At 40.0% G+C, this 12800-nt stretch carries 15 protein-coding genes, 1 tRNA gene and 1 pseudogene; 13 read left to right on the top strand and 4 right to left on the bottom strand.

Annotated elements, in window-relative coordinates; translation table 11 throughout:
* Window positions 1-361 precede the first annotated feature (361 nt).
* Window positions 362-1129 (bottom strand): PAS domain S-box protein, encoded by a 768-nt coding sequence (locus ABFG93_RS01945; protein ID WP_347550296.1) that lies wholly within the window; start codon window positions 1127-1129, stop codon window positions 362-364.
* Between the two features lie 163 nt (window positions 1130-1292).
* Between ABFG93_RS01945 and ABFG93_RS01940 the strand changes: the two genes are divergently transcribed.
* Together ABFG93_RS01940 and ABFG93_RS01935 are read left to right on the top strand one after the other, a co-directional pair.
* Window positions 1293-1538: a MerR family DNA-binding protein gene (locus ABFG93_RS01940; RefSeq protein ID WP_347552724.1), complete on the top strand. Its 246-nt coding sequence runs from the start codon at window positions 1293-1295 to the stop codon at window positions 1536-1538.
* Window positions 1535-3099: pseudogene (locus ABFG93_RS01935) on the top strand (acyl-CoA dehydrogenase family protein). Before ABFG93_RS01940 ends, ABFG93_RS01935 begins: the two are co-directional and overlap by 4 nt.
* A 248-nt stretch (window positions 3100-3347) precedes the next feature.
* Here the strand turns inward: ABFG93_RS01935 and lexA are convergent.
* Entirely contained in the window at window positions 3348-3968 is a 621-nt protein-coding gene (lexA, locus tag ABFG93_RS01930) for a transcriptional repressor LexA (RefSeq protein ID WP_347550295.1), read from the bottom strand.
* Between the two features lie 152 nt (window positions 3969-4120).
* Here lexA and yneA point away from each other — a divergent pair, with 152 nt between their 5' ends.
* The 10 genes from yneA (at window position 4121) to ABFG93_RS01880 (ending at window position 9637) form a co-directional block, all read left to right on the top strand.
* Window positions 4121-4441 carry a cell division suppressor protein YneA gene (yneA, locus tag ABFG93_RS01925; protein WP_347550294.1) on the top strand — a complete coding sequence of 107 codons (321 nt, stop codon included), beginning with the start codon at window positions 4121-4123 and terminating at the stop codon, window positions 4439-4441.
* Window positions 4442-4444: 3 nt separating this feature from the next.
* Entirely contained in the window at window positions 4445-5095 is a 651-nt protein-coding gene (locus tag ABFG93_RS01920) for a YneB family resolvase-like protein (RefSeq protein ID WP_347550293.1), read from the top strand.
* Between the two features lie 66 nt (window positions 5096-5161).
* Window positions 5162-5398 carry a DUF896 domain-containing protein gene (locus ABFG93_RS01915; protein ID WP_347550292.1) on the top strand — a complete coding sequence of 79 codons (237 nt, stop codon included), beginning with the start codon at window positions 5162-5164 and terminating at the stop codon, window positions 5396-5398.
* A gap of 122 nt (window positions 5399-5520) precedes the next feature.
* On the top strand, window positions 5521-5805 hold the full coding sequence (locus ABFG93_RS01910) for a HesB/YadR/YfhF family protein (protein ID WP_347550291.1): 285 nt from the start codon (window positions 5521-5523) through the stop codon (window positions 5803-5805).
* 159 nt (window positions 5806-5964) lie between these two features.
* Entirely contained in the window at window positions 5965-6408 is a 444-nt protein-coding gene (gene sirA / locus ABFG93_RS01905) for a sporulation inhibitor of replication protein SirA (RefSeq protein WP_347550290.1), read from the top strand.
* Window positions 6409-6500: 92 nt separating this feature from the next.
* Window positions 6501-6728 (top strand): YneF family protein, encoded by a 228-nt coding sequence (locus ABFG93_RS01900; RefSeq protein WP_347550289.1) that lies wholly within the window; start codon window positions 6501-6503, stop codon window positions 6726-6728.
* 116 nt (window positions 6729-6844) lie between these two features.
* Window positions 6845-7747: a M15 family metallopeptidase gene (locus ABFG93_RS01895; RefSeq protein ID WP_347550288.1), complete on the top strand. Its 903-nt coding sequence runs from the start codon at window positions 6845-6847 to the stop codon at window positions 7745-7747.
* Window positions 7748-7853: 106 nt separating this feature from the next.
* Entirely contained in the window at window positions 7854-8564 is a 711-nt protein-coding gene (locus ABFG93_RS01890) for a cytochrome c biogenesis CcdA family protein (protein ID WP_347550287.1), read from the top strand.
* Between the two features lie 19 nt (window positions 8565-8583).
* Window positions 8584-9039 (top strand): Na(+)/H(+) antiporter subunit B, encoded by a 456-nt coding sequence (locus ABFG93_RS01885; RefSeq protein ID WP_347550286.1) that lies wholly within the window; start codon window positions 8584-8586, stop codon window positions 9037-9039.
* Between the two features lie 109 nt (window positions 9040-9148).
* Window positions 9149-9637, top strand: a complete 489-nt coding sequence (locus ABFG93_RS01880) for a CcdC family protein (RefSeq protein ID WP_347550285.1) — start codon at window positions 9149-9151, stop codon at window positions 9635-9637.
* A gap of 34 nt (window positions 9638-9671) precedes the next feature.
* On the opposite strand, the gene ABFG93_RS01875 is transcribed toward ABFG93_RS01880, so the two are convergent.
* Together ABFG93_RS01875 and ABFG93_RS01870 are read right to left on the bottom strand one after the other, a co-directional pair.
* Window positions 9672-10100, bottom strand: coding sequence for a DUF2621 domain-containing protein (locus tag ABFG93_RS01875; RefSeq protein ID WP_347550284.1), 429 nt, complete (start codon window positions 10098-10100; stop codon window positions 9672-9674).
* A 218-nt stretch (window positions 10101-10318) separates the two neighbouring features.
* A tRNA-Sec gene (locus tag ABFG93_RS01870) sits at window positions 10319-10415 on the bottom strand.
* 493 nt (window positions 10416-10908) lie between these two features.
* Here ABFG93_RS01870 and selB point away from each other — a divergent pair.
* Entirely contained in the window at window positions 10909-12792 is a 1884-nt protein-coding gene (gene selB / locus ABFG93_RS01865) for a selenocysteine-specific translation elongation factor (protein WP_347550283.1), read from the top strand.
* Window positions 12793-12800 lie beyond the last annotated feature (8 nt).

Below are 12800 nucleotides of genomic sequence, written 5' to 3'. Positions count from 1 at the left end.
CGGTCTGTTAGTTCTTTTTAGAATCCGGTTAAATGCATTAAACAAACTAGACTTCGGCATAATGTTTCCATTATTACGACAGAGCATCAAATTTAAATCATGATAAATTGCATTAAAAGCTAATTTATTTTGATTCTGTTGGAAAAGAAACTCGATTTCAAAACGCATTCTTAAGACGAATTATTCGGAGACACTAAAACCTTTTAATCAAAAAGAACATAATTTCCAAAAATAAATAACACTTCCTTAATGGAAAACCTCCTTGTGAAGAGAGGTTTTCCATTTTATTTAGTTTTATTAAATAGAAACTATTAGAAAAAATAAAGAGGATGATAATACCTTTAAAGGAATTTATCGCTGTTCATTCATCGAAATTGTATTGTATTCCTAAAGAAAGAAGTGCATCTTTAACACTGGATTTTGTGGGGATGGAGGTTAGTCTTGTATCAATCTGTAAGGCAAATAGTGCTAATTCAGGTCTGAGTCCCGTGAAAATAGAACGCACACCAAGTAGTGACAATACGGAATAAATTTGAAAGAGGTGTTCTGTAACAATATGATCTAACGTGTAAATTCCAGAAAAATCAATGATTAAATATTGTATATGATTGCTTTGTACTTTTAGAGGTATGTTTTCTAAAAGCTGTCTTGCCCTATCTTCATCAAATGAACCTACCAAAGGAAGAACTGCAATACCGTTTAGAAGTGGAACAATTGTACTAGATAGTTCGTTTACTTGATTAATTATTTCTGTTTGTTTCTTTTCAGCTTTCTTTCTATTAGTTATATCCTTAACATAGGTCTGAATGGCTAAAATATCTCCTATTTGAACTGGATGACAATATAATTCTACGTCGACTGTTGTACCATCCAACCTATAAATAGTTTCTTCGATGATGTTTGCTGGTTCCATATATGCAGAATGTATTCTTTTTTCTATACTTGCCTTGGAGGTTTCCTGGAATATATTTAAAGGACTAGCCCCTATAAGATCATCTTTTGTACCTCTAAAAAATTCTACTGCAACTTGATTAACATCAATTATTCTAAGCTCTGAATGGATAATTAGCGGGTCAAGCGAAAATTCCATAACTTGACGGTAATCAATATCTTCTATTTTATCTTTCAAATTATACACCCTCTAAAAGAATTGTTTTATATTAAAAATATAAATTATCACTAATAATACTTTAACAAAAATGATGGTTGAATGGAAACTACGTCTAAAAGTTCCAAACCTTACGATTAGGAAGTTGACCAAAATGTAACGAAAAGGTGATCGCGGAACCCGACTGCAACTCATTTTTCGGGGAAAGAATTTTGGTTTTCAACTAAATGAGATCCAGGAGAGGATCCAGCTATTTGATCAGGATCCTACTGGAGAAAGGCAATTGAAGAGAACAATTGAATACGGGAAGCAAAAAGTGTTGGAAGTGGATGAGCGCATTCAGGAGTTAATGATGCTAAAGGAAGAAATGAATAGGTACCTTGAGCATTTTCAAGAGAAATTAATAGAACTGAAAGGAGAGGTGAGATGAATAATTTCTTTAAACTGGATCCGAACTTATCCATTGTATTAAAACAATACATGGATAATTCGTTTTATGCGTGGACGGAAGAGGAGCTTAGTGAGTACGGGGCGCTATGTGCAACAGAAATAGATGAGCGGGCGTATCATACAGATCGAGAGGGACAGCCAAGATTGATCAAGTATGACAAGAAGGGCAATGACATTTCATATGTGTGGCGCAACGAAGGGTATCTGAAGACGGTCGAACAAACCTATAACAGAGGTATAGTTGGGTATGTTCATAAGGAAATTCCTGAACTTGGACACCGGGGGAATTATATCTATTCATTTGCTCAAGGGTATTTGCTTTCCCAAACAGAACCAGGATTTTATTGTCCAGTAACGCTAACAATGGCAACAGCGTATTTAATTGATCATTATGCCGATAAGGAACTTAAAGAAAAATACCTGCCGCATGTGCTATCCACAGGAAAGGTTGACCGATATGAAGGCGCAACATTTTTGACAGAACGACAGGGCGGATCAGATGTTGGCGCGAATGAAACACAGGCAGTAAAAGATGGCGATCATTATAACCTGTATGGTGAAAAATATTTCGCTAGTAATGCAGGTGCATGTGGGGTCGCCATGGTGTTAGGGAGGATCGACCCAGAACAAACCGGAACGAGAGGACTAAGTTTATTTTTGGTCCCATGGAAGAATGAAGATGGTTCTACGAATAATTTATCGATTCGAAGATTAAAAGAAAAGCTTGGCGTCAAAGCAGTGCCTTTGGTATTATGCAACGAGCGTACCTCGAGGCGAAGCACTATGCGTATGAAAGAGATGCCTTCAAACATAAACTGAAAGACTTTCCAATGATTCGTGAATCTCTGGTTCAGTTAAAGGTAAAGCAAGAAATTGAAGTGAGCGCAGTGTTTACGGCTATTTCACAATACGAGTGTGTCGTGAATAAAGACCCTGATTGTCTGGTTGAAGATGAAGCATTAAACAGATTGCTTATTGCGCTTGTAAAGAAAGAGTCGGGAACAAGCTGTCCATTTTGCTCACGAGGCAATTGAAATGCATGGTGGGAATGGGTATATAGAAGACTTTGTGACACCAAGACTTCTTCGAGATGCGCAGGTTCTAACGGTTTGGGAAGGGACCGCAAATATACTCGGCCCAGAGGTTTTGCGGTTAATTCATAAATATGAGGTTCTTCACATCTTCATCAATAAAATGAAGAACGAACTAGATCAGCTTCCTATAGAGTCGGAGAGGCAACACCGGTTTATGAGGCGATCAACAAATTTGAAAAGAAGATCGAACAACTTCTAGAGATGAATAAACAAGCGCAGTCCTACCATTCCAAACGAGTAGCTAAATGGCTGACAGACATTTTTGAGAGCACCATTGCTTTAAAGGACGTAGCAGTAGGCGGTGAAAGAAAGTGAGCGATCGCAACGGTTTTTCTTGATGCTACATGGAGCACTGAAACCTACAAGCTTACGGAGTTACCTTTAACGTATTTTGATATAATTATTGAGTGTACAGATCGAATTTCGCCTATTAAATCACATTCGTAAGTAGTTAGTCTTCATTTGAAATTAGCAATGACTATTGAAGCCCCCCTTATCACTAGGAGAAGGGGGGCTTCAATAGCTTTAAAAGGCCTGGCGCTGACCAAGATAAGTAAGGAGCGGGGGTGTGACCCTGAGCTAATTTTAATCTTTCAGCGATTGTCTAACTGTAAATGTGATCATTAGCAATACATATAAAATTTTTCCTATTCATGATAGTAATCGAATGAAAAAAAGAAGCGCAAGCAGCGCTTCTAGTGAATCGAACGAAATACTCCAACCACTTTACCAAGAATGGAAACAGAATCGAGAATGATCGGTTCCATTGAAGAGTTCTCTGGTTGTAGACGGAAGTAATTACTTTCTTTAAAAAATCGCTTCACGGTAGCTTCACCGTCATCCGTCATCGCAACAACAATATCTCCGTTGTTCGCAGTCGGCTGCTGTTTCACAATAACCATATCACCGTTATAGATACCAGCCTCGATCATACTGTCCCCTTCAATAACAAGAATAAAAGTATGCTCTTCATCTTGTGCAAATTGTTCTGGGAGCGGGAAGTATTCTTCCACATTTTCAATCGCAGTGATGGGTTGTCCTGCTGTAACTTTACCAATAACAGGGACGTTCACTGTGTGCTGACGTGGGATATCAACCGCTTCATCAAGTCCTAATACTTCGATCGCTCTTGGTTTCGTAGGGTCTCTTCGAATGTAACCTTTCTTCTCGAGCCTTGCCAGATGGCCGTGGACGGTTGAACTTGAGGCAAGTCCGACAGCTTCTCCAATTTCTCTTACGGATGGTGGGTAACCTTTTTGCTTCACTTCGACTTTTATAAAGTCCAGAATGTCCTGCTGACGCTTTGATAGTTTCATATTTCTGGCACCTCGTTCCAATCTATCTATTTGTTAGTAGTATACCAGAATTTTTGTTCGCATACAAACATAAGTTCGAAAAAAACGTTGACACGAACAGAGGTTCTGGTATACTGAAAGCAGAACAAATATTCGCATATGGGGTGATCGGGATGAGAAAGCAAGCTGGGGGCTTGTCTGGAATTGATTTTCTTGTCATTATATCTTTTGTAGCTGTGTTGATTATTGTGTTCGTATCTTTGCGAACGGCTGCAGCTGAGGACTACAATCGTTATACTAAGGTCGAATTGGAGCATGGTGATACTGTTTTGGAAATTGCGGAAGAATATCGAACCGCTCACGAGATGTCTAACAAGAAGTTTGTCAGTTGGGTAGAGGAAGCCAATCGCATTAATGCCAATCGAATCACAGCAGGAGATACTCTCATCATCCCTGTTGAAGCAAACGCTACGGCGCTTGGAGGTATAGAGTAAAGAATGAACGCAATTATTTATTGCCGGGTTAGTACGAAAAAAGAGGCACAGGAGTCCTCGCTCGCCAGGCAAAAAGAAGAGCTTGAGAAATTTGCAGTACAATCGGGATTTACAGTTTATAAGTTAATTGAAGAAAAGCACAGCGGCTATGACATTGACCGCGATGGGATACTTGAGGTGCTTGACTTATTGAAAGAAGGTAGTGCTGAAGCACTATTGATCCAGGATGAAACAAGACTTGGAAGAGGAAATGCCAAAATTGCACTTTTACACGCTGTTCATAAATACGGTGGAACAATTTATAGCGTCAATCAAAATGGGGAACTTCAACTATCAGAAGCAGACTCAATGGTGCTTGAAATTGTAAGTATCGTGGAGGAATTTCAGCGCAAGCTTCATAACCTGAAAATTAAGCGCGGTATGGATAAGGCCGTCAGAGACGGGTATCGGCCAGAGCGTAACCTGAGTCACCAGCATCATGGAGGACGGGGTCGAGTGGAGGTCCCGATCGAGGAAATTGTGAATCTCAGGCATCGCGGACTGACGTTTAATGAAATAGCTGCGACGTTAAAAGGCTTTGGTCATCATGCCTCTAAAGCTACCGTACATAGACGCTATAAGGAATATGTTGACGAACAAAAGGAGAAGCACTAAACTTGTCTATGATTAAAATATGCGATAGCATAAATGGTACAAGATGTAGTAAAGGAGCTAGGTTCTATGCTTTCTCAAGATAAAATCCAAAGAATTAACGAGCTCTCTCGTAAATCGAAAGAATCCTCTTTAACAGTTGCTGAGAAAAAAGAGCAAAAGGATCTTCGACAAGAATATTTGAAGAGTCTTCGTTCTTCCTTTGAAAATCAGCTTCACTCAATTAAAGTGGTTGATAAAGAGGGATCAGATGTTACACCTGAAAAACTAAAGGAAAGTAAGAAAAACCGTCCTTTCCTTCAGTAGTAAATAGCCTAATTTTGCGAATTGCAAAATTAGGCTATTTTTATGGTTGCAATTTTTAAAATATTCGTTATACTGTACTATAACAAGACATACTAATATAAAAAACGGAAAGGGCGGATAGGATGTTTGTTGTAACTGATTCAGCTGCAGAGTTTTACAGAAACGAGATGGAGTTACGAAATGGTGATTGCTTGAGATTATTTGTTCGATATGCAGGAAGTGGAGATAGCGGCGGATTTTCGCTTGGAGTCATGTCAGACCGGCCTTCATATGATGATTATAAGCAGGAAGTTGGAGGCGTAACATACTTTGTTCGCCCTGATGATCAATGGTTCGTAGATCGTATGAAATTAGACTATGATGAGAGCTGTGGCGGGGTGCTTTGCGACCTTCCAAGCATGGCATAATATTATATAAGGCCTGTACTATAACAAATATGTTATAGTACAGGCCTTTTTTTCATTCGACAAAACTAGTGGGATGATGCTGCATGTATAGACAATGATTTTACCGGTGTTCGTGTATACTATTTTTCATACTAGCCATCGCCTGACGGGGGGAAGTGTATGAGACACTATGAAATGTATATCATCAAACCTGATATCGCTATGCAATATGCTGGTAAAGAACTACTTCTTTATCAATTGTTTTCTGAAAGAAAGAATGCGCTATTAAATGAAGAAAAAGGATTATTAGATAAACAAATTTCTTTCATTACTGAGCGTATTAAAGATGAAGAACTTAATCGGCACGTTGTAAATGAAATTGGTGCTTTTCGTACGTATGAATTTAAAAATAATGGTCACCGCCTTTCAATTAAGCAGTCTAAAAGTGATGCCTCCTTATTTGTAAGACAGGATAAAGCCAATTTATATTCCGTTGGATCACAAGAAGCGGAGACTGTTTTCTTTGAGGTTCTCAGAAAGCTAACTCCTTCATTCTTTGCGATTGACTTCCAATCTGGCCAATACGGCTGGCTCAATCCGATTAAACAACGCAAACTAGTTTGAACAAACACCTACTATTTTAGTAGACGTTATTGTATAATCATTACGGGTTGTAGTACACTAATGGAAGAGAAAGAATAAGGAGGAAATCTAGAATGTGGTGGATGTACACGCTTGTGGGCGTTCTAGCGTTAATTGCTGGAGTAGCACTTGGCTTTTTTATTGCCCGCAAATATATGATGGACTATTTAAAGAAGAATCCCCCTATTAATGAAAACATGCTGCGCGTTATGATGATGCAGATGGGGCAGAAACCTTCTCAGAAGAAGATCAATCAGATGATGAAGGCTATGAATAGTCAAATGAATAATACCGATAAATAGCGTACGGGCACTCTGGTTGCAGAGTGCTTTTTGTATGGAGTGATTTTGGTTGACGGGTCTAAACCTTCAGATGGTATGATAGATTAGACTATAATAAACAATCAGGAAGTGTTCAAATGACAATGAGAAATCTAGTTTTTGCGACTGGGCTTTCATTTGCGTTGCTCGCAGGGTGTCAATCGAATGAAGGAAGTTCAACTGACACCGCTGAAAATAGCCAGAATCAGGAGCAGGCAAATGGGGATGTGAATGGCGCTGAAGGTAACGGCGCAGGCGCAAATGAAAATTCAGATCAAAACTCAAATCAAAATGAAGAGCAAAACAAATCTTCAGAGGATGATCAGGAAAAAAAGGACGCCAATAAAGATGAGCCAAAAGAGGAATCTGCATACCCAACTATGACTGAGACCGTTACTGAAACCGAAGGGGAACTTACTGTAACAAATCCAGATAGCATCTTTGTAGTGGCGAATAAAGAGAGGAATCTGCCTTCTGACTTTGTGCCGGATAATTTGGTTGAGCCTGATGTAGCTTTTTATGCTCCTGAAGGGGATCCGAAGAGGTTGATGGTGCAGGAAGCAGCGACAGCTCTTGAAAAAATGTTTGCTGGTGCGAAAGAAGCGGGCTATGAATTGAAAGCTGTTTCAGGTTATCGCTCTTATGATCGTCAGGAAACGATTTTCGCTTATAACGCAGACCGCTATGGGAAAGAAAAAGCGAATCAGGTAAGTGCCCAGGCTGGTCAAAGTGAGCACCAGACAGGATTGACAATGGATATTAGCACTCCTTCAATTGGAAGTGCGCTTACAGAGGAATTTGGAAGTACGCCTGAAGGTCAGTGGGTTGCTGAAAATGCGTATAAATACGGATTTGTTGTCCGTTACTTAAAAGGAAAGGAAGACATCACAGGATATCAGTATGAACCATGGCATGTGCGATATGTTGGAAGGGACGCAGGGAAAGCAATACACGAAGCTGGAATAACGCTAGAAGAATTTTTCGAGGCTGGAAATCGTTAACGAATGTTCATAGTTTGTAGGGGATAAATCGTTTACAATTGAGATTGGAATGGTTACCACATGCGCATGCTATAATGGGAATGTGCATTAGACAGGGAGTAATTCAATGGCAGACTTGAACTTGTTATTAGCGTTTGGTGCCGGTTTTCTATCGTTTGTTTCACCGTGTGTGCTGCCGCTATATCCAGCATTCATATCTTACATCACTGGCGTTTCAGTTGATGATCTAATAGAAGATAAAGGCATGATGCAGCGACGAGCGATCATGCATACCATCTTTTTTTTAGTAGGATTTTCGATCATTTTCCTCGTGCTCGGGATGTCGACCTCTTTAATTGGGAATTTATTTATCCAGTATAAAGAGCTGCTTCGTCAAGTGGGTGCAATTCTGATCGTTGTGTTCGGACTTATTGTCGTCGGGTTCTGGAAACCGACATTTCTAATGAAAGATCGCAGGTTAACGATTCGAAATCGTCCGTCCGGATTTATTGGTTCAGTGCTGATCGGTATGGGGTTTGCGGCAGGCTGGACACCGTGTACAGGACCAATCTTAGCTGCAGTCATTGCGCTCGGTGTATCAAATCCAGGTGCGGGTTTGTTGTATATGGTCGCTTATACACTCGGCTTTTCGGTTCCGTTTTTCATTCTTTCTTTTTTCATAGGTCGAATGCAGTGGATTAAGAAAAATAGTCGATTGATCATGAACGCTGGTGGGTATTTAATGATTGTGATGGGTGTTTTGCTTTACTTTAATTTTATGACAATGTTTACATCGTTCCTTGTGAATAACCTCTTTAATGGTTTCCAGGGATTTTAGCACGAAAGGGTGGAGTAGAGTGAAAGGAACAAATGATCTCATACTTAAAACGACGACGACGATCATCGTCTTTATTATTCTAGGTTTTTCAATATACTTATTTTTTGCGGGGCATAACGCACCGGGTGGCGGATTCATTGGGGGACTTATGACGTCGGGAGCTTTAGTTCTCCTTTATATTTCGTACGGGTTTAAAACGATGAATAAGGTTATCCGTATTGATTACAAAAACTTTATCCCAATAGGGTTGTTGATTGCTGTACTTACTGGAGCAGGCTCATTTTTATTCGGGCAGCCTTTTCTAAGCCAGACAGATGCTTATTTTGAGCTTCCAATACTTGGGTATTCTCATCTTGCAACGGCTATGTTGTTTGATCTTGGTGTTTATTTCACTGTAGTTGGTGTAACGATGACCATTATTTTAAGCATTGCAGAGGATGAAGGTGAAGAAGCGCTTTCAAAACAGAATGGTTGATTTAAGAACGGGGTCATGACCCTGTTCTTTTTTGTGAGCTTGTATTTTTTGTCTCTTCCACATACAATGGAAATGATACGGAGTAAAGGTATAGGTGAGGGATGAGGTTATGCTTGTTTTTAGTACGATTGTTGGGGCGATGATGGCCCTTGGGATGGTGGTTATCAGGTTAAAAGCTTCAAAAAAACCTGCAACGATAAAGAAAATAATATTGCCTCCTTTTTTTATGGCTACTGGTTTTTTTATGTTCGTGCTTCCAGACGCCAGGGTCCCATGGTATGAAGCAATTGAAGCGCTGTCAGTTGGGGCTGCATTTTCTTTGCTATTAATAAGAACATCAAAATTTGAAATCAAAAATGATCAGATTTACTTAACACGATCAAAAGCATTCGCTTTCATATTGATCGGCTTGCTTTTATTTCGAATTATTCTTAAAATGCTACTCGGACAATCGATTCCTGTTCTTCAAACGAGCTCGTTATTCTTTGTGCTGGCATTTGGGATGATCGTTCCATGGAGAATAGCGATGTATTATCAGTTTCGAAAAACAGAAAGAAGCCGAGGTCATAGCAGTACGCTGCATCAAACTTTATTATAAAAAACTCGTTTAGCTTATAAGCTAAACGAGTTTTTTATTGCAATAAATGATTGTAAGGTGCCATATCAATTCGCTTTTCATTAAGTTTTTTGATGAGCCATTTGTGATCTCGCTTAGGCGTTGCGATGATATAGCCTCTAATAATAAGGTCCTGTGACATGCTTTTTGCTTTTTCTCTTAAGGCAAGCTCTCCGATTGTTCCAGCTATTTTATATTTTGCAATATCCCTGAATAGCTCAGGTACAGGTGCCACTAATTCATCTAAAAGTTTCTTTTGATCAGAGCTCCACATATGCTTCGTTTGATCGATATAGTACTCCTGCCAGTCGAGTATAGACTTGCCATCTTCTTTAGGAAGGCGCTTAAGAAACTTCCGGAACATAAAGAATCCGCCGATCGCTATAAGGGAAATTAATATGACTGTCCAGCCTACAATAAACCATTGAAACCAACCTGCCAACACAATCACCTCTTGGCTTCATAAAGTATAATTTAAGTTTGAATACGGTCACATTATACGCCGAAAGCGCTTATTAATCAATAGGTGAGGTGGGTTAAGTTGGTAGAAGAGGGGAGGGGAGAACATTATAAATCCGAAAAAACCAGCTCCTGATCAGGAACTGGTTTTTGTGTATTGTATATTTAGCCAGGTGTATCGACCTGTGAAGACTGGTATAAAAATGGCGGGACTGTGTGGGAATCGAACCCACCGGAGACGGCACGCGCCTCCCAGGCGGTTTTGAAGACCGTGGCACTCACCAGACGTACAACCAGCCCCATATTGAATTATGCTTTTCATATACTATCGGAATTCGAACAAATATTCAACTTTTTTGCTCGGAAAAATATTTTAAAATAACATCTAGTAAAACTACTAGTAAATATTTACCCGAAGAATTCTTTTTTATATATAAAAATAGGTTTATGTCGAAACGTGACATCAGTGGTGGATATTTTCTTTATATCGACATGCTTCGCTCTTTTTTACACTCCTACATTATTCGACATCAGTTAGAATAAAACAGTTTCCTATAACGAACTAGTACAGTTTTGTGTATGATACAGCTCTTTATTTGTGGTGTGACAGTTTGAGTTGTGGATAGCTGTGAATAACTTTTAAAGCATGCAGTCATGAATAATTATACGGTGATGAATACGGTTCTAAGAAATGAAGTTTTGGCTATTTTGCGATGTGCAATGGCTAAAAGTTGCATCCTTGTCATACTTTTATTACTGTTAAATAATGATGACTTCGATAGGCTGGTGATGGGATGAACTATTACACAATTGGTCTAGCAGGACATATTGACCATGGAAAAACGACATTAACGGGAGCGTTAACAGGGGTAAATACGGACCGATTAAAAGAAGAAAAGGAACGAAATATTTCGATCGAACCAGGCTTTGCACCATTTCATTTGTCAGAAGATATGGTTGTTTCGATGATTGATGTGCCAGGGCATGAGCGCTTTATCAGGCAGATGATTGCTGGAGTTGCTGGCATTGATCTCGTCATACCGGTTGTGGCGGCTGATGAAGGGGTGATGCCGCAAACAAAAGAACACCTTGAGATTTTATCCCTTCTTGGTATCAAACGATCTATTATTGTCATCACCAAAGCGGATTTAGTTGAGGCTGATATGATAGAGCTTGTCAAAGAAGATATTAGAGATTACATAGAGGGGACTGGGTTTGAAGGGGCGAGCATACTTGTTGTTGATGGAAAGTCAGGCAGGGGAATTGAACAGCTAAAAACGAAGATTGGTTCTTTTCTGCCAGAAGTTCCTTCAAGAAACAAAGCTGGTGCGTTAAGATTACCCATTGATCAAGTGTTTTCACTTCAGGGTCATGGCACCATTGTGCGGGGTACGATATTTGATGGTGAATTGAAAGACGGCGAACAGGTGACGCTTCTGCCTGATCGTATTGATGCAAGAGTGAGACAAATTCAGACACATAATGAAAAAGTGGGGCGAGCCTATGCCGGCCAGCGTGTTGCTGTTAATCTTGCAGGAACGGGTAGAAAAGAGGTTAAGCGTGGCCATGTAGTAGTCAATTCGGACCATTATGCTGTAACATCTACGATTGATCTCATCTTTACTAAAGCCTTGACGATGGACTATGAGCTGAAGCAGCGTTCGCTTGTAACAGTACATATAGGTACGGCTGAAGTTAGAGGTACGATTGTCTTTTTTGACCGAAATGTTCTTAAAACGGGTGAGCGTGATTTTCTTTATTGTCAGATTCGACTTCAGAATCCTGTGGTTGCAAAAAAAGGTGATCATGTGATTATAAGAAGACCTTCACCAGTTGAAACGATTGGCGGGGGCACCATCTTAAATGTATCCTGTGAGCAGTACAAGTTTGGCGAGGAAACAATCGCTATGTTTGAACAGATGAGCAAGGGAACCCCTGCTGAACAGTTAGTTCAGATGCTTCATCGAAAGCTGGTTTTATCAAAAGAGCAGGTGATGCAGCAAATCGGTCTCACGGAAGATGAGGTTGAAGAACTTTCGGAAGAACCGGAGCTATGGTTCATGGAAAGCGGCATCACGTCAACGCCTGTTTTTGAGAGGGTATCAGAAAGGGTCCAAACAAACTTAACGAGCTACCACCAGCACTACCCTATGCGAAGGGGGATGCTAAAAGCAGAAGTGGTTCAGGAGATGGTGAGCATGTACCCATTAAAGCTTGTTGAGTCCGTATTGGATGTCTTACAACATAACGGGCTTGTTAGACAAAATGGGCCATTCTTGAGTAGGGATTCATTCACGCCAACTCTACCATCTTCTTGGAAAACGAAGATGGGCAGGGTGATTCAGTTGTTAGAAGAGCAGGGATCTAAGGTTACAGCGATTGATAAATTGATTGAAAACGAAAGCATTCCTGAAGCTTATAAAGAAGAGCTGAAGCAGTATTTATTAACTGAAAATGTGGCCGTTCGGCTGACCCCAGACCTTTACGTGCACCATATGAGCTGGGAGGCAATCGTTACAGATCTTAAATCAGGAACAAATGAGTCGTTTACTCTTCAAGAAGCGAAAGACATTCTTAAGGTAAGCAGAAAGTATCTTGTTCCGATTCTTGAGCACCTTGATGAGTCAGGGGCTACGATCAGAAACGAACAGGTTCGGTATTGGAGATCAGGGTCATAAGTAAACTT

This window comes from Pseudalkalibacillus hwajinpoensis (genome assembly GCF_039851965.1).
Classification (GTDB): domain Bacteria; phylum Bacillota; class Bacilli; order Bacillales; family Guptibacillaceae; genus Guptibacillus; species Guptibacillus hwajinpoensis_E.
The sequence above is the reverse complement of the archived record's forward strand: the minus strand, read 5'-3'. Positions and strand labels throughout refer to the sequence as shown.

What these genes read in the sequence shown, in the direction of transcription:
- lexA (WP_347550295.1), bottom strand. Translation starts at nt 3,968, where the DNA reads ATGAAACTATCAAAGCGTCAGCAGGACATTCTGGACTTTATAAAAGTC.
- yneA (WP_347550294.1), top strand. Translation starts at nt 4,121, where the DNA reads ATGAGAAAGCAAGCTGGGGGCTTGTCTGGAATTGATTTTCTTGTCATT.
- ABFG93_RS01920 (WP_347550293.1), top strand. Translation starts at nt 4,445, where the DNA reads ATGAACGCAATTATTTATTGCCGGGTTAGTACGAAAAAAGAGGCACAG.
- ABFG93_RS01915 (WP_347550292.1), top strand. Translation starts at nt 5,162, where the DNA reads ATGCTTTCTCAAGATAAAATCCAAAGAATTAACGAGCTCTCTCGTAAA.
- ABFG93_RS01910 (WP_347550291.1), top strand. Translation starts at nt 5,521, where the DNA reads ATGTTTGTTGTAACTGATTCAGCTGCAGAGTTTTACAGAAACGAGATG.
- sirA (WP_347550290.1), top strand. Translation starts at nt 5,965, where the DNA reads ATGAGACACTATGAAATGTATATCATCAAACCTGATATCGCTATGCAA.
- ABFG93_RS01900 (WP_347550289.1), top strand. Translation starts at nt 6,501, where the DNA reads ATGTGGTGGATGTACACGCTTGTGGGCGTTCTAGCGTTAATTGCTGGA.
- ABFG93_RS01895 (WP_347550288.1), top strand. Translation starts at nt 6,845, where the DNA reads ATGACAATGAGAAATCTAGTTTTTGCGACTGGGCTTTCATTTGCGTTG.
- ABFG93_RS01890 (WP_347550287.1), top strand. Translation starts at nt 7,854, where the DNA reads ATGGCAGACTTGAACTTGTTATTAGCGTTTGGTGCCGGTTTTCTATCG.
- ABFG93_RS01880 (WP_347550285.1), top strand. Translation starts at nt 9,149, where the DNA reads ATGCTTGTTTTTAGTACGATTGTTGGGGCGATGATGGCCCTTGGGATG.
- selB (WP_347550283.1), top strand. Translation starts at nt 10,909, where the DNA reads ATGAACTATTACACAATTGGTCTAGCAGGACATATTGACCATGGAAAA.